General features: G+C 59.1%; 21 protein-coding genes. 15 read left to right on the top strand and 6 right to left on the bottom strand.

Going from position 1 to position 24,798, the window contains the following annotated elements:
- The first annotated feature begins 13 nt into the window (after positions 1-13).
- From ACWKWM_RS10715 to ACWKWM_RS10695, 5 genes are all read left to right on the top strand, one after another.
- Positions 14-544, top strand: a complete 531-nt coding sequence (locus tag ACWKWM_RS10715) for a sugar dehydrogenase complex small subunit (RefSeq protein ID WP_483846127.1) — start codon at positions 14-16, stop codon at positions 542-544.
- 76 nt (positions 545-620) lie between these two features.
- Complete coding sequence (locus ACWKWM_RS10710; protein WP_483846126.1) at positions 621-2,213, top strand: GMC family oxidoreductase; 1,593 nt, start codon at positions 621-623, stop codon at positions 2,211-2,213.
- Between the two features lie 2 nt (positions 2,214-2,215).
- Positions 2,216-3,628: a c-type cytochrome gene (locus ACWKWM_RS10705; RefSeq protein ID WP_483846125.1), complete on the top strand. Its 1,413-nt coding sequence runs from the start codon at positions 2,216-2,218 to the stop codon at positions 3,626-3,628.
- A gap of 206 nt (positions 3,629-3,834) precedes the next feature.
- Positions 3,835-5,439, top strand: coding sequence for a response regulator (locus ACWKWM_RS10700; protein ID WP_483846124.1), 1,605 nt, complete (start codon positions 3,835-3,837; stop codon positions 5,437-5,439).
- The gene (locus tag ACWKWM_RS10695; protein ID WP_483846123.1) at positions 5,436-6,125 is read left to right on the top strand and encodes a sensor histidine kinase; all 690 of its coding nucleotides are present in this window, start codon (positions 5,436-5,438) and stop codon (positions 6,123-6,125) included. Before ACWKWM_RS10700 ends, ACWKWM_RS10695 begins: the two co-directional genes overlap by 4 nt.
- 37 nt (positions 6,126-6,162) lie before the next feature.
- Here ACWKWM_RS10695 and ACWKWM_RS10690 read toward each other — a convergent pair whose 3' ends face one another.
- Both ACWKWM_RS10690 and ACWKWM_RS10685 read right to left on the bottom strand, forming a co-directional pair.
- Positions 6,163-7,014 carry a 3-hydroxybutyryl-CoA dehydrogenase gene (locus ACWKWM_RS10690; protein WP_483846122.1) on the bottom strand — a complete coding sequence of 284 codons (852 nt, stop codon included), beginning with the start codon at positions 7,012-7,014 and terminating at the stop codon, positions 6,163-6,165.
- Positions 7,015-7,024: 10 nt separating this feature from the next.
- On the bottom strand, positions 7,025-8,224 hold the full coding sequence (locus tag ACWKWM_RS10685) for an acetyl-CoA C-acyltransferase family protein (RefSeq protein ID WP_483846121.1): 1,200 nt from the start codon (positions 8,222-8,224) through the stop codon (positions 7,025-7,027).
- A gap of 397 nt (positions 8,225-8,621) precedes the next feature.
- On the opposite strand from ACWKWM_RS10685, the gene ACWKWM_RS10680 reads away from it, so the two are divergent.
- The 3 genes from ACWKWM_RS10680 (at position 8,622) to ACWKWM_RS10670 (ending at position 12,611) form a co-directional block, all read left to right on the top strand.
- The gene (locus ACWKWM_RS10680) at positions 8,622-9,662 is read left to right on the top strand and encodes an AraC family transcriptional regulator (RefSeq protein ID WP_483846271.1); all 1,041 of its coding nucleotides are present in this window, start codon (positions 8,622-8,624) and stop codon (positions 9,660-9,662) included.
- 210 nt (positions 9,663-9,872) lie between these two features.
- On the top strand, positions 9,873-11,114 hold the full coding sequence (locus tag ACWKWM_RS10675) for a glutamine synthetase family protein (protein ID WP_483846270.1): 1,242 nt from the start codon (positions 9,873-9,875) through the stop codon (positions 11,112-11,114).
- A 48-nt stretch (positions 11,115-11,162) separates the two neighbouring features.
- The gene (locus ACWKWM_RS10670; protein ID WP_483846120.1) at positions 11,163-12,611 is read left to right on the top strand and encodes an MFS transporter; all 1,449 of its coding nucleotides are present in this window, start codon (positions 11,163-11,165) and stop codon (positions 12,609-12,611) included.
- An 824-nt stretch (positions 12,612-13,435) separates the two neighbouring features.
- Here the strand turns inward: ACWKWM_RS10670 and ACWKWM_RS10665 are convergent.
- The 4 genes from ACWKWM_RS10665 to flgA form a co-directional block, all read right to left on the bottom strand.
- Positions 13,436-14,176 (bottom strand): flagellar brake protein, encoded by a 741-nt coding sequence (locus ACWKWM_RS10665; RefSeq protein ID WP_483846119.1) that lies wholly within the window; start codon positions 14,174-14,176, stop codon positions 13,436-13,438.
- A gap of 82 nt (positions 14,177-14,258) precedes the next feature.
- Positions 14,259-14,726 (bottom strand): flagella synthesis protein FlgN, encoded by a 468-nt coding sequence (locus ACWKWM_RS10660; protein WP_483846118.1) that lies wholly within the window; start codon positions 14,724-14,726, stop codon positions 14,259-14,261.
- A 43-nt stretch (positions 14,727-14,769) separates the two neighbouring features.
- On the bottom strand, positions 14,770-15,087 hold the full coding sequence (flgM, locus tag ACWKWM_RS10655) for a flagellar biosynthesis anti-sigma factor FlgM (protein ID WP_483846117.1): 318 nt from the start codon (positions 15,085-15,087) through the stop codon (positions 14,770-14,772).
- A gap of 159 nt (positions 15,088-15,246) precedes the next feature.
- A complete protein-coding gene (gene flgA / locus ACWKWM_RS10650; RefSeq protein WP_483846116.1) occupies positions 15,247-16,008 on the bottom strand; it encodes a flagellar basal body P-ring formation chaperone FlgA in 762 nt (253 codons plus the stop codon).
- Positions 16,009-16,084: 76 nt separating this feature from the next.
- On the opposite strand from flgA, the gene ACWKWM_RS10645 reads away from it, so the two are divergent.
- From ACWKWM_RS10645 to ACWKWM_RS10615, 7 genes are all read left to right on the top strand, one after another.
- On the top strand, positions 16,085-17,017 hold the full coding sequence (locus tag ACWKWM_RS10645; RefSeq protein WP_483837395.1) for a chemotaxis protein CheV: 933 nt from the start codon (positions 16,085-16,087) through the stop codon (positions 17,015-17,017).
- Positions 17,018-17,066: 49 nt separating this feature from the next.
- Positions 17,067-17,894, top strand: a complete 828-nt coding sequence (cheR, locus tag ACWKWM_RS10640) for a protein-glutamate O-methyltransferase CheR (RefSeq protein WP_483837396.1) — start codon at positions 17,067-17,069, stop codon at positions 17,892-17,894.
- Positions 17,895-19,075: 1,181 nt separating this feature from the next.
- A complete protein-coding gene (gene flgB / locus ACWKWM_RS10635; RefSeq protein ID WP_483846115.1) occupies positions 19,076-19,483 on the top strand; it encodes a flagellar basal body rod protein FlgB in 408 nt (135 codons plus the stop codon).
- 3 nt (positions 19,484-19,486) lie between these two features.
- The gene (flgC, locus tag ACWKWM_RS10630) at positions 19,487-19,930 is read left to right on the top strand and encodes a flagellar basal body rod protein FlgC (RefSeq protein WP_483846114.1); all 444 of its coding nucleotides are present in this window, start codon (positions 19,487-19,489) and stop codon (positions 19,928-19,930) included.
- 15 nt (positions 19,931-19,945) lie between these two features.
- Positions 19,946-20,647, top strand: a complete 702-nt coding sequence (locus ACWKWM_RS10625) for a flagellar hook assembly protein FlgD (protein WP_483846113.1) — start codon at positions 19,946-19,948, stop codon at positions 20,645-20,647.
- Between the two features lie 30 nt (positions 20,648-20,677).
- Positions 20,678-22,006 carry a flagellar hook protein FlgE gene (gene flgE, locus ACWKWM_RS10620; RefSeq protein ID WP_483846112.1) on the top strand — a complete coding sequence of 443 codons (1,329 nt, stop codon included), beginning with the start codon at positions 20,678-20,680 and terminating at the stop codon, positions 22,004-22,006.
- A gap of 270 nt (positions 22,007-22,276) precedes the next feature.
- Positions 22,277-24,082: a flagellar hook protein FlgE gene (locus tag ACWKWM_RS10615; protein ID WP_483846111.1), complete on the top strand. Its 1,806-nt coding sequence runs from the start codon at positions 22,277-22,279 to the stop codon at positions 24,080-24,082.
- Positions 24,083-24,798 lie beyond the last annotated feature (716 nt).

Raw genomic sequence — 24,798 nt, 5'->3', positions numbered from 1 at the left:
TAGCCCCTCACCCATGAATGATGATTCTTCCTCCGCCCTCACTCGCAGGGGCCTTTTACGTGGTGCGCTGCTGGTCGGCGGCCTCTCGATGCTGCCTTTTTCGCGCAGTGCGTTCGCCGCTACCCCCGCCAATGACTTCATGCATCTGTCGCTTCTGCTGACGACCCGAACCACGCTCAGTTCCGAGCAGGGTCAGCGTCTGTTCGACGCGCTATCAGCCGGTGACGCGAATTTCGCCAGCGGTCTCCAGGCCCTGCAGCAAGCTATCACTGCCGATAATTTCAGCGACATGCATCAGTTCGCTGCGTTCGCGAAACGGCATGACCCTCAGGTCAAGAGCACGGCCATGACCATCATCTCCGGTTGGTACCTGGGTTACACCGGCGAACCTATCAGCCACAGCAGCGATGACCCGACCCGTTTTGTAGCGTTTCGCGATGCGCTGATGTACCAGCCCACGCTTGACGCCACGGTCATCCCGACCTATTCGCGGGGCAAGACCAATTATTGGGTCAAGCCGCCAGCGACTCTCGCCACTGACTGAGCCTGCGCTCGTGCAGTTGTCTTCGAGGGCCCGGATCGGGTTCGCGTCCCGCTATCGATTTGTTGGAAGGTAAAAAATGGCTGTTGAATACGACGCTGACGTCATCGTCATTGGCTCGGGAGCGTTGGGCAGCAACGCTGCCTATGAACTGGCGCGCAAAGGCAAGTCAGTGATCATCCTGGAAGCCGGCGAACGGATTCCACGCTGGAAAGTCGTCGAGAACTTCCGAAACTCTTCACGCAAAGGCAACTTCAACGACCCTTATCCAAATGAGCCTTGGGCGCCGACCTCGTTCGCCAAGGGCTATCTGGAAAACACCGGCTCGTTCGACTTGCTGCCTGGCATGCTCAAGCTGGTAGGCGGTACCACCTGGCACTGGGCAGCGGCTACCTGGCGATTTTTGCCCAACGACATGCAGCTCAAGACGCTTTACGGAGTGGGACGCGACTGGCCGATTTCCTACGATGAGCTGGAGCCTTATTACGTACGCGCCGAACTGGCGATGGGCGTGGCGGGCAGCAACAGTGATGACCAGAGCGGGCATGGCAGTGGTGTGGCGTTTCCGCCGCGATCGGCGCCATATCCAATCCCGCCTGAAGGGGAGACCTACTACTTTCAGCGCCTGAAAGACCGTATCTCGCCTGAAGGCTACAACTTCATTCACGAGCCCAACGCCCGTACCAATCAGCCCTATGACGGTCGCCCTGCGTGCAGCGGCAACAACAACTGCATGCCGGTGTGCCCGATCGGCGCTATGTACAGCGGCGATGTCCATGCCCGGCATGCCGAAAATTCAGGTGCCAAGCTGCTCACCGATGCGACCGCCTACAAGCTGGAGAAAGGCGAGGGCGGCAAGATTGTCGCCGTGCATTACCGCACGTCGAAAGGCGGTGACGTGCGCCTCACTGCGCGTTACTTCATCGTCGCGTGCAATGGTATTGAAACGCCGAAATTACTGCTGCTCTCCGACGTCGCCAATTCCTCTGACCAGGTCGGGCGCAACCTCATGGACCACACGGGCATGGGCCTGCAATTCCTCGCCGATGAGCCGTTGTGGCCGGGCCGTGGACAGGTCCAGCAAGGCGGGATCTTCAATTGGCGCGACGGTGATTTCCGCAAGCGCCACGCCGCCATCAAGCACGCTTTGACCAACATGGTTCCCAACGAGGCCGTCACCCGTCGTCTGCTGTCCCAGGGCGTAGTCGGTGAAGAACTCGACAGCCGCATTCGTCACGACGCCGCACGCTGGGTGGACATCTCAACGGTATTTGAAATGCTCCCCCACGCCGCCAATCGGGTCACCCTGAACGGCGCGCGCAAGGATGCGCTCGGTATTCCGATGCTCAAAATCAACTACGACGTGGATGACTACGTGAAGGCGGGCAAGGATGTCGCCAAGCGCGACTACGCCAACTTCGTGCGTTTGATGGGCGGGACCGTGGTGGAGGATGAAACCGGTTGGCAGAACCGCGACCACCTGATGGGTGCAGTGATCATGGGCGATGACGCCAAGGATTCGGTGGTCAACGGCGAATGCCGGACTTGGGACCACAACAACCTGTTCCTGGCGACGACCGGAGTGATTCCTGCCTCCGGTGTCATCAATCCGACTTTGCCAGGTGTGGCCTTGAGCATCCGGATTGCCGACATCATCGGACGGGAGCTATGAACATGAAAGTTCTCGCCCTCGGTCTTTTGCTGGCTGCCCTTTCAAGCATTGCGATTTCCAGCGCTCAGGCAGCGGACGGCGAACAACAGGCCCTCATCGCGCGTGGCAAATACCTCGTCACGGCGGGGGATTGCCAGGCCTGTCACCGCACCCCCGAAGATGCCAACAAGTTGCCGCTGTCCGGTGGCTATGTGATCGATTCGCCAATGGGCGCGATCATCTCCAGCAACATCACGCCCTCCACACAGAACGGCATCGGCAATTACAGCGAATCCCAGTTCGCCAGCGCTGTACGTGATGGCGTGCGGGCTGATGGCGCCAACCTTTACCCGGCCATGCCTTATACCGCCTATCGCGGTTTGTCCGACGCCGACATCCATGCAATGTATGCCTACTTCATGCACGGCGTGCAGCCGGTGGATCAGCCGGTGCCCGAGACAAAGCTGGCGTTTCCGTTCAATCAGCGCTGGCTGATGAAGGGCTGGAACCTGCTGTTTTTGCATGGTCAACCCGCTGCCAGCAATGCTGTGGCTGAGGACAAGGTTGCACGCGGCAAATATCTGGTGGACACCCTCGGTCACTGTGGCTCCTGTCACACGCCGCGCAACGTATTGATGGCCGAGTCCGGCAGCCAAAATTTGGGCGGCGGTTCGGTGGGCGGCTGGTATGCGCCGAACATCACGTCCGACACCGTCAGCGGTATCGGTAACTGGAGCGAGGATGAGCTGGCCCGGTATCTGCGCAGTGGTCACGTCGAGGGCAAAGGACAAGCAGCGGGCGGGATGGCTGAGGCGGTCGAACATAGCCTGCGCCATCTTCAGGACGACGATCTGCAAGCGATGGCGGCGTATCTGAAAACCGTCCCCGCATTGCGCGAAGCCGGCCAGACCGTTCAGCGTTCCGCCGTGCAGAGCAATGCGCAATCGTTACCTTCGACGCTGGAACCGTTGCCGCCCCGCACGCCGACCGATATGGCCGATGGCAGCAGCGTCAACGGTGCTCAGCTGTACAGCGGCGCGTGCGCCAGTTGTCATCAGCCTGACGGCAAGGGCACCGCCGATCAGTTCTATCCGTCGCTGATGAACAACAGCGCAGTAGGGGATGTGCGCGCTGACAATCTGGTCATGGCAATCGTCGACGGCGTGCATCGCGATACCAATGATTACAAGGTGTCGATGCCGGCGTTCGGCGAGCAGATGAACAACGAGCAGATCGCCGCAGTCAGCAATTATGTGCTCGAGCACTTCGGCAATCAGGGCGTAAGCGTTTCAGCCCAAAAGGTGCAGGAACTGCGCAATGGCGGCCCGGCGCCGTTATTGATCAAGGCCATGCCTTATCTGCTGGGGCTGGGCGCGGTGGTTGCTCTGTTGATTGTTATTGCTATCGGGCTCTGGTGGCGTCGCCGTTCACGCTGACGTCTGCTTACCACCACAACACGGCCGCCGAACGCGGCCGTTTTTAATTCCCGCCCCCGCGACATTCATGTGGCCTGTGTCGCATTTGCGCCCTCGCTTCTCTAAGCTTCGCCCTTTGGCTGCCGATAACCCCAATAAGTCGCTCCCGGCGGAATCACACTGCCGGGGCAGCGGCAATTTTCCTCCTTCCCCTGACAGGAATCTCGATGCTGGCGTGGAACAAAAGAAGTTTTCTGATCGTCGATGATTTTTCCGATTTTCGCAGTTCGGTCAGGTCGATGTTGCGCGAGTTGGGCGTCAAGGAAGTGGATACGGCCGACTCGGGCGAGCAGGCGCTGAAGATGTGTGCGCAGAAGCGCTACGATTTTATCCTCAATGACTTCAACCTCGGAGACGGCAAGAAGAACGGCCAACAAGTGCTGGAGGACTTGATGACCGACAGGCTGATCAGCCATGAAAGTGTGTTCGTCATGGTGACGGCCGAAAACGGTCAGGCCATGGTCATGAGCGCGCTGGAGTGGGAGCCGGATGCGTACCTCACCAAACCGTTCAACCGTGGCGGTCTGGCGCAGCGGCTGGAGAAGATTGTCCAGCGCAAGGATTTGCTGAAGCCGATTCTGCAAGCCCTTGATCGCCGCAAGCCGGCAGAGGTGTTGGCGGCCTGCGAGCAGATCGCGCAAAAAGACCCGCGTTTTACCCCGCTGTGCCTGCGCTACAAGGCCGACGCCTTGCGTGACCTCAATCAGTACGAACCTCTCGAAGCGCTGCTCAAGACTCTGATCGCCGACCGCCCACAGCCATGGGCTTATGCGGCGTTGGGTAAATTGCTGTTCAAGCTCGCGCGTCATTCAGAAGCCCTGGTCGTCTACGAGCAAGCGATCAAAGCGTTCCCCATGATGCCAGCGTTGTACGACGGGCTGGCGGATGTGCTGGTCGCCGACGGCGATGCCAAAGGCGCACAACAGGCGCTCGAAGAGGCCGTGCGCCTGTCGCCTTATGCAGTTCGACGCCAGCGTCTGCTCGGGAAGCTGGCGTTGGCCAACGAGGATTTTGACGGTGCGTCCAAGGCTTACCGGCATGCCGTTGCGCAAGGTCAGTTCTCGCGCTTCAAAGACCCGGAAAGCAACCTCGGTCTGGCTCAATCGCTGATCAGCAAAGGCGGTGATCGCGGGCTTGATGCCCGTGCTCGCATCGAGATCAACCAGACACTGACCGAAGTCGCCAAAGATAACGCGCAGGACAACGGTTTGCAGGTGCGTGCGCGGCTGATGAAGGCCACCAGTGTGAAAGCGTCGGACCCCGAGCTGGCCGCCAAATTGATTGACGAAGCCGTGGCGCGTCTGGATGGCGCCGATCAATTGCTCAGCGCTGACACCGCACTGGCGGTCGCCTCTCAGCTCAAGCAGTTGGGTCTGGACGACGTCGGCGCGGGCATTCTCAAGAGTTGCGCCGAAATTTATGGTGACGACCCGGCAGTGATGAAAAGCATTTCCCTGCAGACCAGCGATCCGCAAATCCTTGGTATCGGCCAAGCTGCCCTGGACCTCAATGCGCAGGGCATTCGCAGTTACCGCGCCGGCAATCTCGGTGAAGCTCAGGATTTATTCCGCAGAGCCCTGGCGTTGCAGCCGAGGAACATCAGCATTGCGTTGAACATGGCGCAGTCGCTGTTGCACATCGGGGTGCAGAATCTGGATGCGGCGGCGCTTCAGGAATGCCAGGCCAGCCTGAAGCTGGTCGGCAAGATGCCGGACACCGATTCGCGTTTCGAGCGCTTCAAAAAACTGCGCATCAGGGCCTTTGGCGTATGACGCCGCGCGCTCCGGGGCTCGACTTTTCGATGGTGATTGCCTCCACCGTTCACGACATGAAGAACTCGCTGGCGAGCCTGATCCATGCCCATGGACAGTTGCAGGCGCAATTGCCCCCCGGTTTGCGTAAAACGCCGGAGCAGGGCGTCATCGATTACGAGTTCGCGCACCTGAACGGCATGCTGGTGCAGTTGCTCGGGCTCTACAAACTGGGCGTCAATCAGTTGCCCCTGCGCCCGGATTACCACGAGCTGGATGACTTCCTCGAAGGGCAGTTGGCGTTGCATGAAGAGGTGCTGAATAGCCGCGGCATCGTCGCCCGTTATGAGGTGGATGCTCTGTCATTGCCCGGTTTTTTTGATCGCGAGTTGATCGGCTCGGTGATCTCGAATGTGCTGGTCAACGCGATCCGTTATGCCCGCCAGCACATCCTGATCAGCGCCGCGCAGGTTGGCGAACAGCTGGTCATCAGCGTCAATGACGACGGAGAAGGGTTCGCGGCGAAAATGATCGAGCAAGCCAATTGCGCTCTGGGTATAAACCAGAGCACCGGCAGCACGGGGCTAGGCCTTTACTTCGCTGCGCAAATCGCCGATCAGCATCAACGCCAAGGCGTGCGCGGACACATTGAAATCGCCAACGGCGGCGTATTGGGCGGCGGCCTGTTCAGCCTCTTTTTGCCCTAAGGCCTGGCCGATTGACGAACACGCCGCGCCCGCTGTCTCAGTTGTAGACGAAGAATCCCCGCCCGCTTTTACGGCCCAGATAGCCCGCTGCAACCATTTCCTTGAGCAGCGGCGCAGGGCGGTATTTGCTGTCGTTGAAGCCCTCATGAAAGGCTTCGACGATCGCCAATAACGTATCCAGCCCGATCAAGTCGGCCAGTGCCAAAGGGCCGATCGGTTGATTGCAGCCCAGGCGCATGCCGTCGTCGATGTCCTGGGCGGTGGCCAGGCCTTCCTGCAACACCAGAATGGCTTCGTTGATCATCGGGACCAGAATGCGATTGACCACAAAGCCTGGCCGGTTGCCTGCGGTGATCGCGGTCTTGTTCAAACGCTCCGCCAGCTTGAGCGCGGCCACGTGGGTGGTGTCGGTTGTTTGCAGGCCGCGGATGACTTCGATCAGCCCCATCATCGGCACCGGGTTGAAGAAGTGCAGGCCGATGAAGCGCTCAGGGTGCGCGACGCTGGCCGCCAGTTGGGTGATCGACAGCGACGAGGTGTTGGACGCGATCACGCACTCGGAGCTGACGTGTTCAGCAATCTGCTTCAACAGCCGCAGCTTCAGTTCCAGGTTTTCCGTTGCGGCCTCGATCACCAGTTGCGCACCGTCCAGTTGAGCGTAATCGGTGGTGCAGCGGATGCGCTTTAGCGCTGAAGCGGCGACGTCGGCGGTGATCGTCTGCTTGCTGGTCTGACGATCGAGGTTTTTGCGCACCGTGCCGAAGCCGCGTTCGAGTGCGGCGTCGGAGATGTCCAGCAGCGTGACGTCAAAACCCGCCAGCGCGCAGACCTGCGCGATGCCGTTGCCCATGGTGCCCGCGCCGATCACGGCAATCTGTTGCATGCTCATGACTGACTCCTCACACGCGTTCGAAGATGACGGCGATGCCCTGACCGCCACCGATGCACATGGTCACCAGCGCGTAGCGGCCCTGAATGCGGTGCAGCTCATGGATGGCCTTAGTGGCGATGATTGCACCCGTGGCGCCGACCGGATGCCCGAGGGAAATGCCCGAACCGTTGGGGTTGACCTTGGCCGGATCGAACCCCAGTTCGCGGGACACTGCGCAGGCTTGCGCGGCGAAGGCTTCGTTGGATTCGATGACGTCCAGATCGGCGACGGTCAGGCCCGCACGCTCCAGCACTTTGCGGCTGGCTGGAATCGGACCCAGACCCATCATGGCCGGGTCAACGCCTGCGTGGGCGTAGGCCACTAATCGTGCCATCGGCTTGAGGCCATGTTCGCGAACCATATCGCCATTGGCCATGACCAGCGCGGCGGCGCCATCGTTGAGCCCGGAAGCGTTGCCGGCGGTCACGGTGCCGTCTTTTTTGAATGCGGTTTTCATCTTCGCCAGTTGCTCGGCGTTGACGTCGCCGCGCACGTGTTCGTCCACCGAGAATGACACTGGGCCTTTGCGCGTAGGCACTTCGATCGGCACGATCTGGCCTTCGAAACGGCCCTCGGCGATGGCGTGAGCCGCACGTTGCTGGCTGGTCAGTGCCAGCGCGTCCTGGTCGGCGCGGGTGATGCCGTAATGCTCGGCGATGTTCTCGGCAGTGATGCCCATGTGGATATTGGCGAACGGGTCATGCAGCGCGCCGAGCATGTAGTCGAGCGCTTGAATGTTGCCCATGCGTGCACCCCAGCGGGCTTGCGGCATGATGTAGGCGCCGCGGCTCATGGACTCGGCACCGCCCGCGAGCACCGCCTTGGCGTCGCCGAGCATCAGTGATTGAGCGGCGGACACGATGGCCTGTAGACCGGAGCCGCACAGGCGGTTGACGTTGAACGCTGGGGTCTCCTTGGTCAGGCCGGCTTCAAGGGCGATGACCCGCGACAGGTAGGCGTCGCGCACTTCGGTGGGAATGACATGGCCCATGACGACGTGGCCGATGTGCTCTGCAGCGAGGCCCGATTTGGCCAGCGCGGCGCGACTGACCTGGGTGCCCAGTTCGATGGGCGAGACGTCCTTGAGCGAGCCGCCAAAAGCGCCAATGGCGGTGCGCAATGCGCTGACGACGAAGACGTCGGTGGTCTGGGTGGCAGTAGTGCTCATGTCGACTCCAAGGTGTTTGAAATTATTGTGTTTGAGGAGGCCGGCGCCTGGCAGCGCGGTCGTGATAGTGAGCAAGTCTAGATCGCACCCCTGACGGCGGCCTATGCCAAAACTGTCCAGATCCGCTGGCGTTCTTTACCATGGGCGAATGCAATCCCCGCTTCTGTAGGAGCGAACTTGTTCGTGAGGCGATAGGCCTGGATACACCTGATGTTTCGTCTCGCCAACAAGTTGGCTCCTACAGAATCAGGCCGATTCACACCGATCAACCGTGGGAGCGGACCTGTCCGCGAAAGGGCCCTGAAGCTAATAGAAATATGTCGTCTTTCAGATTGTCTTCGCGGACAGGTCCGCTCCCACGGGATGGCGAATGTCTTCACAAAAGGAAGCGCTGGTAATGCGGGAAAAGGACTCAGTCTCGATCTACTTCGTCCAATTGATCGTGCAAGCTTTACGTGACCAGCCCTTGCGCCTGCAATCGGTATTGGAAGCGGCAGGCATCGATATGGCGCTGCTGGACGATCCCGCGGCTCGGGTCTCGGCTTCCGCGTTCGCAGCGTTGTGGCTGATCCAGATCAAGGAGCTGAACGACGAGTTTTTTGACCTCGACTCCCACGGCATGCCGCTTGGCAGTTTTGCGCTGATCTGCCGCGCCCTGATCCAGGAGCCGAATCTGGAAAAAGCCCTGCGCCAGTGCCTGGCGAACTTTGGCCTGTTCCTGCGGGATTTTCGCGGCAGTCTGGTGGTGCGCGGCCAGCGAGCGATCATCGCCGTGGACACTCACTGCGATGACCCGATCAAACAGCGCTTTGGCGAAGAAACCTTCCTGCTGTTAATGATCAGTCTGCTCTGCTGGGTCGGCGGGCGACGCATCAGCATTGACCGAGCGCAGTTTCGCCATACCCGCGAGCGGTTAAGCGACGACTCGTTGCTGTGGGGCTTCAACCTCAGCTTCGGGGCTGAAAAGACCGAAATCGAATTCTCCAGCCACTACCTGCGCATGCCCGTGGTGCAAACGCTGCCCACGTTGAAAACCTTCCTGCGCACGGCGCCCCAGTGGCTGGTCATCCGCTTTCGTAATCAGCGCGGTCTGGCGGCGCAGGTGTACCAGCGGCTACGCGCACGTCATTACGGGCATTGGCCGACGCTGGTTGAAATGGCAGATGAACTCAAGCTGAGCCCGACCACCTTGCGCCGCCGTCTGGAGCGCGAGGGCTGTGCGTTTCAGGGGATCAAGGACGATGTGCGGCGGGGGATTGCCCAGCAAAAACTGCGCGAGACGGATTTGAGCGTGGTCGACATCGCCTCTCTGGTCGGCTTTCAGGAGCCCAGTGCTTTTCACCGCGCGTTCAAAAAGTGGACAGGGGAAAGCCCGGGGCATTACCGGGCGGGCCGCGCTTTAGCCCCGAAAGTACCGGCCAGTTCACCAAAGCCCTGAAGCGGGATCGGTCAACTGTGGTCACCGCGCTTGATATTCCGAACGCCTGCCGCTTATTTTGTACGCCTCGCCGCTGAGCGGCCTGTGTAAAGACAAAGGACTTGAGTCATGAGCAGCGATGGCCACAATTCACTCGCGCAGCGATTGATGGGCATTGATGAGATTGAATGCGTGACACCCGATCTCAACGGTGTACCGCGGGGCAAGGTGATGACCGCCGAGGGATTCCTCGAAGGTCGCCGGCTGCAACTGGCGCGTGGGGTGCTGTTGCAGTGCATCATGGGCGGTTATCCAGCGGCAAAATTTTACGGCAGCGACGACGGCGATCTGGCACTGGTGGCCGACCCGGCTCAGGTCCATCGCCTGCCGTGGAGCAACGAGCCCCGCGCGCTGGCGATTTGCGACGCCGACGAACTTGAGGGGGGCAGCTCGAATCTCTCCACTCGCGGCCAGCTCAAAAAGGTCATTGCCAGATACGCAGCGCTCGGCCTGGCTCCGGTAGTCGCCACCGAACTCGAGTTCTTTGTGTTCGCGCCTAATCCTGATCCGACCCAGCCCTTCAAGCCGCCGGTGGGTCTGGACGGTCGGCGCGAGGATGGCCATAGCGCCTTCAGCGTCAGCTCCAACAACGGCCTGAGGCCATTTTTCAGCGAAGTCTATAAATGCATGGCCGCGCTGGGCTTGCCTCGCGACACCTTCATGCACGAAATGGGCGTCAGTCAGTTCGAAATCAATCTGCTGCACGGTGATCCGCTGTTGCTGGCCGATCAGACGTTTCTGTTCAAGCACCTGCTCAAGGAAGTCGCCCTCAAACACGGCCTGACCGTGGTGTGCATGGCAAAGCCTTTGGCGCACACGCCGGGCAGCTCGATGCATATTCATCAAAGCGTGGTGGACGCCGAGACGGGAGAGAACGTATTCAGCGACGCCGATGGCCAACCGACTGCGATGTTCCGTCACTTCATCGGTGGACAGCAGGCGGCGATGGCAGACTTCACGGCTTTATTTGCGCCGAACGTCAATTCCTACCAGCGGCTGTGTCATCCTTTCGCCTCACCGAATAACGCCTGCTGGTCCCACGACAATCGTGCGGCCGGTTTGCGCATTCCGGCCAGTGCGCCGGTGGCCAGAAGGGTAGAAAATCGCCTGCCAGGCGCCGATGCCAATCCGTATCTGGCCATCGCGGCGAGTCTGGCCGCTGGTCTGTATGGCATCGAGCACAGCCTTGAACCGTCGGAGCAGATACAAGGCGAGTTTCTGGTGCCGGACCATTTGTCGCTGCCATGTACCTTGCACGCAGCGCTTGAACGTCTGAAACGCAGTCAATTGGCCAAGGAACTGTTCGGTTCCGAGTTCATCGAAGGCTACGTCGCATCGAAGACCCTGGAACTGACCAGTTTCTTCGATGAAATCACTCCCTGGGAGCGTCGCGTTCTGGCGGCTCAGGCTTAAGAACCGTTGTTCGTCCTTTCTTGATGAAGGGACGATTTTGGAACACTGATGCGCCAAATCTGGAAGTCCTTTCGAGCGCTGTATTTCGCCTCGCTGATGATGTTGATCGGCTCGGGCCTGTTGAGTACCTACCTTGCGTTGCGTCTGGCTGCCGATCAGGTCGACGGCCTGTGGGTCGGCGCGCTGATGGCCGCCAACTATGTGGGTCTGGCCTTGGGTGGCAAGATCGGCCACCGACTGATTGGTCGTGTCGGGCATATCCGGGCGTACGCTACCTGCGCCGGTATTGTCGGAGCCGCGGTGCTTGGGCACGGGTTGATCAACTATCTGCCGGCATGGATCTTCCTGCGGATGATTGTCGGCCTGGGCATGATGTGCCAGTACATGGTCATCGAGAGCTGGCTCAACGAACAGGCCTCGCCCAAACAGCGTGGCCTGGTCTTCAGCGCCTACATGATTGCCTCTTATCTGGGACTGGTGCTGGGTCAGTTGATTCTGGTGATCCATCCGCAGTTGGGCCTCGAACTGCTGATGCTGGTGGCGCTGTGTTTTGCGCTATGTCTGGTGCCGGTCGCCATGACCCGCAGCATTCACCCGGCGCCGATGCACCCTGCGCCGCTTGAACCGTTGTTTTTTATGCGCAGGGTGCCGCAGTCGCTGACTACGGTATTGAGTGCGGGCATGATTATCGGCTCGTTCTACGGCCTGGCGCCGTTGTATGCCGCGCAACAAGGCCTGACTACTGAACATATCGGTGTGTTCATGGGTTGCTGTATCGGCGCGGGGCTATTGGTGCAATGGCCGCTGGGCTGGCTGTCGGACCGCTATGACCGGGCGTGGTTGATCCGTGGCGTGGCGGGGCTGTTGGTGCTGGCCTCGCTGCCGCTGGCGATTTTCCCGGACGTGCCGATAGAAGTGCTGTTTTCGGTGGGGTTTGCAGCGTCGCTGCTGCAGTTCTCGCTTTACCCGCTGGCGGTGGCGTTTTCCAACGACCACGTTGAAGGCGAGCGCCGCGTTTCGCTGACCGCCATGCTGCTGATGACCTACGGGGTGGGCGCAAGTATCGGGCCGCTGGCCTCTGGCGTGCTGATGAAGATGTTTGGCAGCAACATGCTCTACGCCTTCGTGTGCTTCACGGCGTTGATCCTGACGTTGAGAATCCGTCCGAAAGCGGTCACCAACCTGCACCAGGTCGAAGACGCGCCGCTGCACCACATCGCCATGCCGGACAGTATGTCCAGCTCGCCGCTGGTTGTGGCGCTTGATCCACGCGTGGATGAGCAGGTGGTTCAGGACCAGATGCAGACTACCGCGGAGCCAGAAGTCGAGCCAAGTGGGGAGCCGGCAGCTGAAGCGGAGTCGGAATCTGAAGCACCGCTCAGTGATGACTACATGGCGCCTGCGACCTCGGAAGAAGCCAGCACCGAGCCACAACCCGCACGGCCAAACCCCGCCCACGAAGCGTCACACGATCTGGGTATTGATCGACCGATGTAGGTAGGCGTTGGCTCCGGTCAGCATCAGATCGCCAAAATGACACACACCCTGTAGGCGCGAAGTTGTCCGCGAGGGCTTCTGATTCTGGCCGCAGGCCGTAGGAGCGCGACTTGTCCGCGATGGGGCGCGCAGCGGCCCTGAAATAGGCGACCGGAGAGTGTCAGGCGAAACCGGCTCTTCAGGTTTTGCTGCCGCTTCGCGCCAGATCGCCTGCAAGCAAGGCTCCTACGCCTTCGGCAGAAGCAGAGCGCGAAAACTCTGTAGGAGCGAACTTGTTCGCGAGGGCTTTTGATTCTGGCCGCAGGCCGTGGGAGCGCGACTTGTCCGCGATGGGGCGCGTAGCGGCCCTGAAATAGGCGACTGGAGAGTGTCAGGCGAAACCGGATTCAGGTTTTGCTGCCGCTTCGCGCCAGATCGCCTGCAAGCAAGGCTCCTACGCCTTCGGCAGAAGCAGAGCGCGAAAACTCTGTAGGAGCGAACTTGTTCGCGAGGGCTTCTGATTCTGGCCGCAGGCCGTAGGAGCGCGACTTGTCCGCGATGGGGCGCGCAGCTGCCCTGAAATAGGCGACCGAAGAGTGTCAGGCGAAACCGGCTCTTCAGGTTTTGCTGCCGCTGCGCGCCAGATCGCCTGCAAGCAGGGCTCCTACGCCTTCGGCAGAAGCGACTCCCGGACAACTCCCGCGCGTCGACAGAAGCGAATCGCGCCAACAGCACAGGCCCTGTAGGAGCGAACTTGTTCGCGAGGGCTTTTGATTCTGGCCGCAGGCCGTAGGAGCGAACTTGTTCGCGATGGGCTGGGTACCAGCCCCCGTGAGGACGTGCGATCAGAAGTCGTCGTCTTTGTCGAAGCGTCGGGCTTCGCGCTGGAGTTGGTAGACGAAACGTTCGACCTGGCGCTGCACCAGTCCACTCATGTTGTGGAAGCGCACGCCGGCGAAGGTGGTGTTGATACGCTCTTCGAAATGCAGATGGCGCAGTTCCACCGGGGCAGTCATGTTGCCGAAGGGAAGGGCGGCGATGAACCGCTCGTACACTTGGCCCAATTGCATGCGCTCGGACACATCGCCCTCAAAACGCAGCTTGCAACCGGTGGCGGAAATGTCCAACAACTTGCCCCGCAGCGGCGACTTGAGTCTCTCGCCACCGATCTCGATGTTCACCAGTGACGCCAGCTTCAAGGCGGCGCGAAAGGCATTACGGCGCTGGTGATAAACCACTTCCTCAGGCAGCGGCCCGCGATAGCAGCGCGGATCGTCGATGGTGGTCAGTTGAGCTTTGCATTCCCAGGCGATGCGCACGCCGTCGTGAAAACCCTCGACCTTGAAAGGCTCCCCGGCAGCCAAAAAGCGTTCGCCGTCGCGGGGGATCATTTCGTCGAAGGTAACTGAGTTGCCATCCCGGTCAATGTCGGTGATGTAGCTCTGGAAACGCTGGCTTCGCTCGTGAAAGGTGATGATCAGCGGATCATGGCTTTCCAGCAGCAGTCGCAGGGTGGCGGCAATTTCCAAAGGCGTTGCAAGTACCTTCGGGGGCTGCGGAACATCTTCCGCGCTTGAGGCATTCACGGGTAATCCATCTCCAGGCAAAATACGACAGCGTGAGGCGTGCGGCATTTTGCCAGCATGTTTCACGCCTTGATACAGGAACTTACACCTGGCTAAGCGGACGTGGCCGTGCTTTTCCGGAAGTCGATCCTCGGCTGTCATACAGCGTCGGCGTGTCGCCACCGTTCAGGATGGATAGCTGGTGGCTAGTCTTGATTTGCTGCAGCTGGATCAGCGTGCCGTTTTCTTCGTTGGCCGCCTTGCAGTCAGTCATCAGGGCGTTCAGCTCATCGCCTGCTTTGAGCAGCTCTGCGCCGACTGACGAATGTTTGGCTACTTCTTCCAGCCCGTTACGATTGGTAGGTAACCCAAGGCTCGCCAGAAGCTGGCTGCGGCGGCGCCCGTGCTGGTCCAGAACAATCACCAGCGCCTGTTTCTGCGCCAGGATGTGTTCCATTTCGACCATGTCGCGGCCATGCAGCGCAATCGACTCGGCTTTGAGCAACTCAAGAAGATGCTGGGCCGGTGCGATATCGTCGGTGATCAGTTGCAGCAAAGTAGTGTCTTGCATCGCATGCTCTGGGATTTAAGCGTCCAGAAGCCCCGGCGCGGGCTTAGCGCTGGGCTTCGAAATTAAGCAGCTTGCTGGCAACGCGGTTGCTGTCGACCTTGTAACTGCCGTCTGCGATAGCCGCTTTCAATTCAGCCACACGGGCGGAGTTGACGGCTGGCTGATCGCGCAGCGAATCAGTGATCTTCTGCAACTGTTGAGCTTCACTGCTCAGATGTACTGCCTCACCACTACTTACCGTTTCAGAAGTGCTCACCGGTGCTGCTACCGCTTCGGTTTTGCCAGCTTCTTTGGTGGCGGCAGTACGGGTTGTACTGCCGACGGTAGTGGAACTATTTAAACGATTGAAGTCGATGACCATGATAGAAAACCTCTGGGTTCTTGGACGCTTGCCTTTGGTTTCGGCCAAACCCGGAATAACTTTAGGGCCCGTGCGAAAACAGTCTCAAATGGACGTCGCACAGCGCGCATCGGTTCCCAGTCTAGAAAAAGCGCAGGCACAGCGCCAGAGGTCATCGCATCACATAGGCACCTCCACCTGTCCCGGAGCGGTCACGTTAGCCTTTATCACGCGCTGGGAATTCAGGTTTTTCACCCGTATTTGCTCGTTGAAACCGCCGTCAGAGAGAGCCTCACCCGGCATGCGCACGCTCATGGAACCGCTACGTGCGCTGATCACCACTTGATCGCCTTTGCGGATCATTTCCGGCTGTTGCAGGTGCACCGGGGTCAAAATCTGGTCGATGACCGTTGGTCGGACGAGTTTCTGTCCTACCGCCTGATCGAGCGAATCCAGAAAGCCTTGCCCCAGCAGGCCTACGTCTCGCTCGCGCAAGGCAACGTCGCCATCGGACACGATCGCATCGCGCTTCATGGGGCGCACGACCGTTACCACTTCGCGAAACAGATGTACCTGCGCGGGCACGAACACCGTCCACGGAGAGCTGCCTTCACAACGCACCTTCACGGTGACGCGGCCGACAGGGCGGGGAGAGTTTTCCAGGGATGCCGTCAAATCCTTGTCGCACTGTGGCATGCGCAGGCGCGGGTCCAGCTGCTTGACTTCGATTTCATAACGCCCGGCGGTCTGGCTGGTTGCCAGGTAGTCTTCAACTGTGAATTCAAGAAAGCCCTGGGTGACGCCGATAAGGGTTTCAGGCAACGTCACGTTGTCGGCGCGACTCAGGCCCGCAGTGCTCAACAGGCACAACGCGGCCGTCGCGCAGAGTAAGCTGCGGGTTACGGATGTCAGGCGTCGAAATACTGTCGTTTGTCTGTTCATGACAAGGTAAATAGCAAGGCCCGTGCCGCTTGCCGACAGGTGATGGGTCATTGGTCGTTTTGGGAAGGAGTTGGGCATGGCTGGTGTTATGGATTCAGTGAACCAGCGCACTCAACTGGTAGGGCAGAACCGCCTTGAATTGCTGTTGTTCCGTCTGAACGGCAAGCAGTTGTATGGGATTAACGTGTTCAAGGTAAAAGAGGTGCTTCAGTGCCCAAAACTTACCCACTTGCCCAGATCCAGTCCGATCGTGCGCGGCATTGCCAATATTCGTGGTGGGACCATTCCCATTCTCGACCTGGCTTTGGCAACCGGTTCAAAAGCGTTGGACAGCATTGAAAATGCCTTCGTGATCATCACGGAGTACAACACCAAGATTCAGGGTTTTCTGGTGCATTCGGTCGAACGCATCGTCAACATGAACTGGGAAGACATTCATCCGCCACCCAAGGGAACGGGGCGCGATCACTACCTCACGGCAGTGACGCGGATCGATAACGAGCTGGTGGAAATCATCGACGTCGAGAAAATTCTGGCCGAAGTTGCGCCGGTTTCCGAAAACATCTCGGCAGGCGTCATTGATGCGGAGACTCAGCACAAGGCGCTGTCGCTGCGGGTCTTGACCGTGGACGACTCATCGGTGGCACGCAAGCAGGTTACGCGTTGTCTGCAAACGGTCGGTGTGGAAGTCACCGCGTTGAATGACGGTCGTCAGGCGCTTGAATTCCTGCGCAAACTGGTGGACGAGGGCAAGAAGCCGGAAGAAGAATTCCTGATGATGATTTCCGACATTGAAATGCCGGAAATGGACGGCTATACCCTGACTGCAGAGATTCGTAATGATCCGCGCATGCAGAAGCTGCACATCGTCTTGCACACCTCGTTGTCCGGTGTCTTCAACCAGGCAATGGTCAAGAAAGTGGGCGCTGACGATTTTCTGGCCAAGTTCCGCCCGGATGATCTGGCGGCCCGCGTGGTAGATCGCATCAAGGCAGCAGACATCAGCTAGACAAGCCAGGGGCGTCGTCCCTGGTAGTTCACGAAATTTGAGAGGCGGCATGTCTACAGGTAATTTGGATTTTGAACAGTTCCGGGTATTCCTGGAAAAAGCCTGTGGCATTTTGCTGGGTGAAAATAAGCAATATCTGGTTTCCAGCCGCCTCAACAAGCTGATGGAACAGCAGGGCTTCAAATCGTTGGGTGAGTTGATTGCGCGTATTCAGTCCCAGCCCCGCAGCGGTTTGCGCGAGCAGGTGGTGGACGCCATGACCACCAACGAAACCTTGTGGTTTCGCGACACCTATCCTTTTGAAGTGCTCAAGAACAAGGTTTTGCCTGAGCAGCTCAAAGCCAGCCCGGGCCTGCGTCCGCGGATCTGGTCGGCGGCGTGTTCGTCGGGGCAGGAACCGTTTTCACTGTCGATGTCGATTGATGAGTTCGAGCGCAGCAATCCTGGTCAGCTCAAAGGCGGCGCGCAGATTATCGCCACCGATTTGTCGGGCAGCATGCTCAATACCTGTAAGACCGGGGAGTACGACAGTCTGGCGATTGGCCGTGGTTTGTCGCCGGAGCGGTTGCAGCGCTACTTCGATCAGAAAACGCCGGGTCGCTGGACGATCAAGACGCCAATCAAGAGCCGGGTGGAGTTTCGCTCGTTCAATCTGCTGGACAGTTATGCGGTGATGGGCAAGTTCGATATCGTGTTTTGTCGCAACGTGCTGATCTATTTTTCGGCCGAGGTGAAGAAGGACATCCTGCTGCGGATTCACAGTACGTTGAAGCCCGGGGGGTATCTGTTTTTGGGTGCTTCGGAGGCGCTGAACGGGTTGCCGGATCACTATCAGATGGTGCAGTGCAGTCCGGGGATTATTTATCAGGCCAAGTGAAGTCTGGTAGCTGGATTGAAAGATGACCTCGCTTTGGCGAGGTTTTTTTTATGGGCGCAAATCATGCGGTCCCCTGTAGGAGCATTCGGAGGTAACGACGGTCTGGGCCGCATTCGGACGATGCGGTGGGTCTGACATGCTTCGGATTGGGATCGTGTGAATATCCGTTATCGGAGGTGGGGCTTACACCGGTTCCGCTTTTACAGCGGGTCACTTTTCTTTCGGGAAAAGTAACCAAAACCATTTGCTCCTGGTTTGGCCCGACTTCGTCGCGTTCCCTCACTCCGGCGACGCTCCGTGGGCACGCGCCGAACGGACATCCATGTCCTGACGGCGCTTGGCGGGCGTCCCTGCCCGCCATCCCACTGCGCGTCGCCTGCGTTCGGCCTGCACCCAAGTCGCGTTTTGTGGTGTCTGGACTGTTGCGCATGAAGATCAAAAGTAACGCGCGTTCCGCTTCTGCTCTGATCGTTCCTCACGCTCCGCGTGGGAATGCAGCCGGACGCTCCGCGTCCCTGTGACGCGGAGCGTCACGACAAGCGCTACCACGCGGAGCGTGGGAGCGATCAGGAAAACGTTCTGCACTTTTTATCCGAGCCGTGCCGAGATTTTGTGAGCGCCACAAAGTGCGACTTTGGAAGGCCGAGCGTAGGCGTTGCGTAGGGGACAGCGCGGCATGGATGCCGCGCTAGCCGCCCCCGGCCATGGATGGCCGATGGCGGCGTGTCCCCGGAGCAATGCCGGAGCAAGGGAACCCCGACGAAGGAGGGGCCGGACACGGGAGCGAAACGGTTTGGTTACTTTGCCACGACAAAGTGACGCGCCGTAAGGGCGGAACCGATGTCAGCAACACCCTCGATAACGGATATTCACCCGATCCCGATCCCGATCCCGATCCCGAGGAGTGTCAGCCACACCGCAATCGCAGCCTTCGGCGGCTCGTCAGCTCCTACAGGGGACCGAGTGACCCGCCCTACGACGATCAAGCCCATCAAGCGGCAAAAAAACGGCACCGCCCTTGCCGCTTCCGCCCTTAACAGCGGAAATCCCTTGCCGCTTTTCTGGCATCAGCCCATCGCACCTCCCCTGAAACCCCCGGAATATCAGCGTTCGCGTAGATGGCACGGCGTTTGCTATGACTCAATCATGAAAATCTGGTCAACCGGTAAAGGTTTCCCGACATGAGCATCAGCTTCGAAAACGCACTGGGCATCCACGAGAAAGCGCTGAACTTCCGCGCTCAACGTGCAGAGGTGCTGGCCAACAACATCACCAACGCCGACACGCCTAACTACAAGGCGCGTGACCTGGACTTTTCCAAGGTGCTGGCGGCGGAAAACGACAAGGCCACCAAGGGCACGTTCGCGCTGAACATGACCAACAGCCATCACATCGAAGCTGAAGGCTTGAGCAACGACCAAGGCTCACTGCTTTATCGCACGCCGTCGCAGCCGTCGCTGGACCAGAACACCGTCGACGCCCAGGTCGAGAACGCCAACTACGCCGAAAACGCCATTGGTTTTCAGGCCAGCTTCACGTTGCTCAACAGCAAGTTCAAAGGGCTGGTCGCAGCCCTTCGCGGAGAATAAGCCATGTCTCTAGCCAGTGTTTTTAACATCGCCGGTAGCGGCATGAGTGCCCAGAACACTCGTCTCAACACCGTCGCCAGTAACATCGCCAACGCCGAGACCGTGTCTTCGAGCCTGGACCAGACCTACCGCGCCCGTCACCCGGTGTTTGCTACCGTTTTTCAGGGTCAGGATTCCAGTGGCAGCGCATCGTTGTTCGAAGACCAGGGCGCGTCGGGTTCCGGCGTGCAGGTGTCGGGCATCGTCGAAGACGCCTCCAACCTTGAAGCGCGCTACGAGCCCAATCATCCAGCGGCCGACAAGAACGGTTACGTGTACTACCCGAACGTCAACGTGGTGAACGAGATGGCAGACATGATCTCGGCCAGTCGTTCGTTCCAGACCAACGCGGAAATCATGAACACCGCCAAGACAATGATGCAGAAGGTCCTGACCCTGGGTCAGTGATAAGGGACGAAAGCAATGACAACCACAGTTGATAGCACCGCCTCAAGCGCCTACCTGACGTCGCTGCAAACGCCGGGATCTACCACGGCGGGTGATTCGGCGACGGGCGCGAGCAGCCTGGGCAAGGACTCGTTCCTGAAATTGCTGGTTACCCAGATGCAGAACCAGAACCCGCTCGATCCACAGGACAACAGTGAGTTCGTGGCCCAGCTGGCTCAGTTCAGTAGCCTGGAAACCATGCAGAACCTGAGCACCTCGGTCGATGCGATCGGCGGCATGTATCAGTCGTCGCAGGCACTGCAAGCCTCGTCGCTGGTGGGCAGTTCGGTGATCGTCGATGTTGGTTCGACCACGGTCGATACCGCTAAGGGGCTGACCGGTACCGTCATCGTTCCGGGCGCCGCGACCATGAGTTCGGTCAAGGTCTACGACGCGGACGGCAACATCGTTCGCACCATCGACATGGGCGAGCAAACCAAGGCCACCAATGCCAAGTTCACCTGGGACGGCGCAGATGAAAGCGGCAACGTATTGCCGTCCGGGACTTACAGCTTCAAGGCAGACGCCACCATCGATGGCACCAGCACATCGTTGGCGACCTACCTGCCAGCCACTGTTAACAGCGTCACCATGGGCACTGCCAGCACAGGCATGACCCTGAATCTGGCTGATGGCAGCAGTATCCTCATGGACAAAGTTAAACAAATCGGAATATAGAGCCGACTCGACGGCGCAGGAGTTTGAAACATGTCTTTCAATATCGGCCTTACAGGGCTCTATGCAGCGAATAAAAGTCTCGACGTTACCGGCAATAACATTGCCAACGTGGCGACGGTGGGTTTCAAATCTTCCCGTGCGGAGTTTGCCGACCAATATTCGAATTCGATTCGTGGCACTTCCGGTACCAGTAATGTGGGCAGTGGTGTAACGACTGCAGCGGTCACTCAACAGTTCACCCAAGGCGCTGTGACGACTGGAACAGGCCGCGACCTGGATCTGGCAATCAACGGCAACGGTTTCTTTATGATGAGCAACAACGGCGAGAAGTTATATACACGCGCCGGTGCTTTTCATACCGACACTACCGGCAACATCGTTGATAACAGCGGTAATAACTTGCAGGGCTACAGCCTGGACGGCACTGGCAATCTTGCGACCGGCGTGCTGACCAATCTGCGCGTTGACACCGCCGATATGGCTGCCAAGGCGACCGGTACGGTCAGTATCGCCTCGAACCTGAACTCGACGTCGGAAGTCATTACCGCAGCGTTTGACCCCGATGATGTAACGACTTACAACTCGCCGTTGCACACGCCGATCTATGACAGCCAAGGCAACCAGCACACCCTGGACCAGTACTTCACGAAGACGGGCACCAATACCTGGACCATGTATTCGATGATCGACGGTCGTGGCATTTCCGATCCGGGCGCTACGCCAGTCGTGGCTGACCAGACTCAGATCAGTTTTGACTCCTACGGCAAGCTGGTGACTACACCTGCACCAACGTCTACGGCGAACGTTGCAGTCAATGCCGATGGCACCTTCCAGATCAACAACTGGGTGCCGGCGACCAAGACCACCACTGGGGCGACCACGACGTGGACGGCCAATGGCGCGGTGGGTAACACCGGCGGCCTGAAACTGGACATGTTGGCGACCACGCAGAACAATTCGGCATCGGGCGCCATCAGCAAAACCCAGGACGGTAACTCGGTAGGGCAAATCAGCGCGATGAACGTTGATGCTTCCGGCCGCATGTTCGCCACGTACACCAACGGTCTGTCGCGCACCATCGGCCAGGTTGCACTGACCAGCTTCGCCAACACCCAAGGGCTTGCGCCTGCCGGTGGCACTGCATGGCGTGAAACCTATGCCTCAGGCATTCCCGTGACGGGCGCGCCGGAAACTGGTGTCTTGGGGAACATTACCGGTTCCGCGCTGGAAGAATCCAACGTCGACCTGACTGGCGAGTTGGTCAACCTGATCAAAGCGCAAAGTAACTATCAGGCCAACGCGAAAACCATTTCGACTGAAAGCACGCTCTTGCAAACCACTATTCAGATGGTTAATTGACCCTCGCTGCAATCGAATGAAAAAGCCCCTCTCGCAGGGGCTTTTTTTTGCTTGAAATTTGAATGATTTGAATACAGTGAGAACTTTGTTTTGCCGGGAAATATATAGAGCCGTCCCACTCTATAACTAGAAAATTCCTACTTTCGATACTGCGAGAATAAAAATCGCGAATCACCGGTACTGCACATTAAGTCATGAGCAACTGAGCGGTTCGCGGGAATAAATACGCCTATCAATGGAAGTGTCGTCCTAGACGGCTCGGGAGTGTTCATGTCTTTCAGTATTGCAGTGGCCGGTTTGAAGGCTTCTCATAAACGGCTTGAAGTGGCAGGCAACAACATCGCCAACGTCGGGACAGCAGGTTTCAAATCGTCCCGCGCCGAATTCTCGGCCGTGTATGCGTCAACCCATCTGGGCGGAGGGACAGCGGCAGGCAGTGGGGTGCAACTGGCCAACGTCTCGCAGGACTTCAGCGCCGGTGGGGTCCTCTCAAGCTCTGGTCGGCAGCTCGACATGCGCATTCAGGGCAAGGGGTTTTTCGTCATGAGCGACGATGGCGCCTTGAGTTACAGCCGCGCCGGGGCGTTTCAGAGGGATGCCAATGATTACGTCATCGACAATCACGGCAGCCGTTTGCAGGGTTATGGCGTCAATGCCAAAGGCGAAGTCATCAGCGGGGTGCGTACCGACCTCAGGATCGACACCGCCAACATGTCCCCCAAAGCCACCAGCACGGTAGGGCAAACCATCAATCTGGATTCATCGGCGGCGTCGCTGGCGGCATTGCCGGTGTTCGATCCTGATGATGCGCGCACCTACACCCGCATGCGCACGCAGACCGTTCAGGATGCAGGGGTGCCTGCGGTCAAGGAAGTTACCGGCAAGGACGATCAGGGCAACGTCGAGATCACCACGCCCGCCAAAGCGGCCATCCCGCCTCAGGACCATGAGCTGCGGCAATATTTTGTGCGCACGGACGACAATCAGTGGACGTCTTACCTGCTGATCGATGGCGTCAATCCGCTGGACCCGTCTACACGATCGCCGTTGCAAATGGGCCTGACCAAATCGCCGTCCGGCAATGTGGTGTTGAGCACGGCCAGCGCGGCGATCGACAAGGTGTCCGATACCGAACTTGCCCTGCGGGACTGGAAGCCGGCGCACATCGTCAATGGCAACTGGAGTGCCAGTGGCGCGGCCAGCACCGGGCCGATCAGCTTGCCGTTGGTCGACGGCGCCACGCCCTTGCTCGATGACGCCGATGCGCTGATGACACGACCGGTTCCGACGTTCGACCGCACCGACATCACCACTTACAACAAGACATTTACCAGCGGCGTTTACGACAGTCTTGGCAATCGGCATGACCTGGATCAGTACTTCGTCAAGGACGGCAGCAACAGCTGGAAGCTGCATGTGCTGGTCAACGGGCGCAATCCTGCGGACCCATCGCGCACCGATCCGCTGACCGCCAGCGTGGTGTTCGATTCCAACGGTGGCGTGCAGTCGTTGGTGGGCGGACCGGGCCTTGCTGCCAGCAATGGGAAATTGACGCTGGCCGGATGGGTGCCTTCCAAAATGGAGGGTGTGAACAAGGGCGGACGCTGGATCGCCAACGGTGCGGCCGGCAATGTCGATGGCATCACGATCGACTTCAATAAACTCACGCAGCACAACGCTGAAACCGCGCGGATTTCTCCACAGATCGACGGGCATGCGTCGGGTCATATCGTTGGGTTGGTCATCGACGCAAAGGGCGTGATGAGCGCCAGTTTCGACAACGGCCTGCATCGCAAGATCGGTCAGGTCATGCTCGCATCGTTCGCTAACGAGCAGGGCTTGCAACCGACCAGCAACACCCGCTGGCGCGAAACCCACGACTCCGGCGTCGCCGAATACGACGGGGCGGGGACGGGTTCGATGGGGGCGGTGATTTCGGGATCGCTGGAGGGATCCAACGTGCAATTGACCGATGAGCTGGTGGAATTGATCCAGGCTCAGACGTCTTACCAGGCCAATTCAAAAACCCTGTCCACGGAAGCGGAATTGATGCAGACGCTTATCCGGGCGACGTGATTGAGCGTCACGAACTGTTTCGGCGGTAGGCTTCGCGATCTGTTTCTGCCGAAGGCGTAGGAGCCTTGCTTGCAGGCGATCTGGCGCGAAGCGGCAGCAAACCCTGTGAATGCGGTGAACCTGACACAACGGATGCGGATGGTTTTATGACTGCTGCGCAGCCAATCGCTGGCAAGCCGAGCTCCTACGGCCTGCGGCCAGAATCAGAAGCCGGAACTTCATGACGATCTGCTTCTGCCGAAGGCGTGGGAGCGGACCTGTCCGCGAATGCTGTTGCAGGCGATGAAGAGGGGGCGTCTGTCCGGGCCTATTTGCGGACGGGGCCGCTCTCACGGGTTTTGTGCCTGACTCTGTAGGAGCGAATTCATTCGCGAGGCGTTGGTGAGGGCGACGCATCTATGGCGTCAGGTGGATCTCTCGCGAACAAGTTCGCTCCTACAGGGCCTGTATCGTTTTCGCGATCTGCTTCTGCCGAAGGCGTAGGAGCCTTGCTTGCAGGCGATCTGGCGCGAAGCGGCAGAAAACCCTGTGAATGCGGTGAACCTGACACAACGGATTCGCATGGTTTCGTGACTGCTCTGTAGGAGCGAATTCATTCGCGAGGCGTTGGTAAGGGCGACGCATCTATGGCGTCAGGTAGATCTCTCGCGAACAAGTTCGCTCCTACAGGGCCTGTATCGTTTTCGCGATCTGCTTCTGCCGAAGGCGTAGGAGCC

Source organism: Pseudomonas rosaeacicularis (assembly GCF_057128745.1).
This window is presented reverse-complemented; position numbering and strand designations above follow the sequence as displayed.